Source organism: Pseudoduganella sp., assembly GCF_041914865.1.
Taxonomy (GTDB): Bacteria; Pseudomonadota; Gammaproteobacteria; order Burkholderiales; family Burkholderiaceae_D; genus Rugamonas.
Genome location: NZ_JAYSCO010000016.1, coordinates 15,881 through 18,956 on the forward strand (window position 1 = coordinate 15,881; position 3,076 = coordinate 18,956).

A 3,076-nucleotide genomic window follows, 5' to 3' on the forward strand; every position below is an offset into this window, starting at 1 on the left:
AAACAACCAAATAAATTTTCTGTTTGGGTTCACCCAATAATTGTCCTATTGCCCCCATAATTTTACAATTTTTCTTCCGGACCCCGAGGTGGACATTATAATGTGGCAATGAATGCGCCTACCCCACCACGCCCGATCCGGGCCCTTCCTGATCAACTGATTTCCCAGATCGCTGCCGGCGAGGTGGTGGAGCGGCCTTCGGCTGTCGTCAAGGAGCTGCTGGAGAATGCGCTGGATGCGGGCTCGACCCACATCACCGTGCGCCTGGAGGAAGGCGGCGTTAAACGGATTTGTATTACTGATAACGGCAAGGGCATCCCGCCCGACCAGATGCCGCTGGCCCTGGCGCGCCATGCGACGTCGAAAATCGCTTCGCTGGACGACCTGGAAAACGTCGGTACGCTGGGCTTCCGCGGCGAGGCGCTGGCGTCCATCGCTTCGGTGGCGGCGCTGACCCTGACTTCGCGCACCGCAGACGGCGCCCATGCCTGGGAGCTGGAGGGCTCGCACGAGGGTACGGTGGTGCCCTCTTCCGGCGCGCCCGGCACCACGGTCGATGTGCGCGACCTGTATTTCAATACCCCGGCGCGCCGCAAATTCCTGAAGTCGGAGCAGACCGAATTCGGCCACTGCGCGGAGGTGGTGCGCCGCATCGCGCTGGCGCGCCCGGACGTGGCTTTCACCCTGAGCCACAACGGCAAGACCGTCGACCATTGGATGGTCAGCGATATGGCCAAGCGCAGCGCGCAAATCCTGGGCAGCAATTTCGAGGAGGCGCGCCTGGCGCTGGATGAGGGCTCGGGCGTGCTGCGCATCCACGGCTTCGCCGGCCTGCCGACCGCCTCCAAGGGCCGCGCCGACAGCCAGTACTTCTACGTCAACGGCCGCTTCGTGCGCGACAAGCTGCTGGTGCATGCGGTGCGCGCGGCGTATGAGGACGTGCTGCACGGCGACCGCTATCCTTCCTACGTGCTGGCGCTCGACCTGGACCCGGCGCTGGTGGACGTGAACGTGCACCCGTCCAAGATCGAGGTGCGCTTCCGCGACAGCCGCGCGGTGCACCAGTTCGTGTTCCATGCGGTGCAGCGCGCGCTGGCGGCGACGTCGGCCACTTCGCACGGCAGCGTGCCTTCGCCGCTGCCGGCTGCCGATAACCTGCAGGCTTCCGGCCCGGTATGGCGCCCGCAGCAGCAGACCAGCTTCGGTTCGATCCTGAATCCTGACTACCGCCCGACCTTCTCGCCCTCGCCGTTCGGCGCGCCGGGCGCGGGCGGCGGCGTGGCGCAGAGCACGGAACGCTACGGCGCACTGTGGGCGCCCGATGCGCGCGACAGCGCGGGCAGCGGCAGCGCGACGGCGGCCGACGGCGGCAACGGCTTCCGCGCCTCGGCCGACTACGCCCTGCCGCAGGCGGCGCCGATCGCCGCCAGTGCGGCCCAGCTGGCGGGCGAGGAATTCCCGCTCGGCTTTGCCCTGGCGCAGCTGCATGGCATTTACATCCTGGCCCAGAACAGCAAGGGCCTGGTGCTGGTCGACATGCACGCGGCGCACGAGCGCATCCTGTACGAGCAGCTGAAGAACGCCCTCGACGCGCAGATCGACGGCACCGAGATGTCGGTGCAGAACCTGCTGATCCCGGTCACCTTCTACGCCGACGCGATCGAAGTGGGTACCGTGCAGGAACACGGCGACACCCTGAAAACCCTGGGCTTCGACATCGCCGTGATGTCGCCCACCACCCTGGCCGTGCGCGCCGTGCCGGCCCTGCTGAAGAACGCCGACGCCCAGACCCTGGCGCGCGACGTGATCCGCGATGTGCGCGAATACGGCGGCTCGCGCGTGCTGATCGAGCGCCGCAACGAGCTGCTCGGCACCCTGGCCTGCCACACCGCCGTGCGTGCCAACCGCATCCTGGCCGTGCCGGAGATGAACGCCCTGCTGCGCCACATGGAAGCGACCGAGCGCGCCGACCAATGCAACCACGGCCGCCCGACCTGGGTGCAGATCGAAATCAACGCGCTGGATAAGCTCTTCCTGCGCGGACAGTAAGTAACACATGACCCAGTTGAACAAGCGCCCGCTGGCGGTCGCCATCATGGGGCCGACCGCCTCCGGCAAAACCGCCGCCGCGCTGGCCATCGCCCAGCACGTGCCGTGCGAGATCATTTCCGTCGATTCCGCCCTGGTCTACCGCGGCATGGATATCGGCACCGCCAAGCCCTCCAAAGAGGAGCTGGCGGCGGTGCCGCACCACCTGGTCGACATCATCGACCCGCTCGATTCCTATTCGGTGGCGCAGTTCCGCGCCGATACCCTGCGCCTGGTCGCGGAGATCAGCGCGCGCGGCAAAGTGCCGCTGCTGGTGGGCGGCACCATGCTGTACTACAAGGGCCTGGCCGATGGCCTGGATGACCTGCCCGGCGCCGACCCGGTCCTGCGCGCGCAGCTGGACGAAGAAGCTTCCCGTATCGGCTGGCCGGCCATGCATGCGCGCCTGGCGACTGTCGATCCCGAGACCGCCGCGCGCCTGAAGCCGGCCGACGCCCAGCGCATCCAGCGCGCGCTGGAAATCCACGCCCTGTCCGGCAAGCCGATGTCGGAGCTGCTGGCGCAGCGCGCGAAGGAAGAACTGCCGTTCGAGCTGGTTTCCTACGCGCTGGAGCCGTCCGACCGCGCCTGGCTGCACGAACGCATCGCGCGCCGCTTCGACATCATGCTGGAGTCGGGCTTCCTGGATGAGGTGAAAACCCTGCGCGCGCGCGGCGACCTGCACCCCGGCCTGCCCTCCATCCGCTGCGTCGGCTACCGCCAGGCGTGGGAATACCTGGATGGGCAGATCGACTACGCCGCCATGCGCGAAACCGGCATCATCGCCACCCGCCAGCTGTGTAAGCGCCAGCTAACCTGGCTGCGCGCCATGCCGGAGCGGATTGTGGTGGACTGCTGCGCCCCGGACGCGGGCGAACAATTGCAGCGGCAGGTGCTTGCCAAAATCGCCACGGCGTAATCAGTCCTTGACAGACCGGCGATCAGCGCCGATAATGCTGGCCTTGCGGTGATATAGCTCAGTTGGTTA

General features: G+C 67.0%; 2 protein-coding genes and 1 tRNA gene (1 of these 3 only partly in view). All 3 read left to right on the forward strand.

Annotated features, from left to right (window positions below; genetic code table 11):
• The first annotated feature begins 108 nt into the window (after positions 1-108).
• Complete coding sequence (gene mutL, locus ACE3TQ_RS10000) at positions 109-2,049, forward strand: DNA mismatch repair endonuclease MutL (RefSeq protein WP_374581986.1); 1,941 nt, start codon at positions 109-111, stop codon at positions 2,047-2,049.
• Between the two features lie 7 nt (positions 2,050-2,056).
• The gene (gene miaA, locus ACE3TQ_RS10005; protein WP_374581988.1) at positions 2,057-3,007 is read left to right on the forward strand and encodes a tRNA (adenosine(37)-N6)-dimethylallyltransferase MiaA; all 951 of its coding nucleotides are present in this window, start codon (positions 2,057-2,059) and stop codon (positions 3,005-3,007) included.
• 47 nt (positions 3,008-3,054) lie between these two features.
• A tRNA-Met gene (locus ACE3TQ_RS10010) sits at positions 3,055-3,076 on the forward strand (it continues 155 nt past the right edge of the window).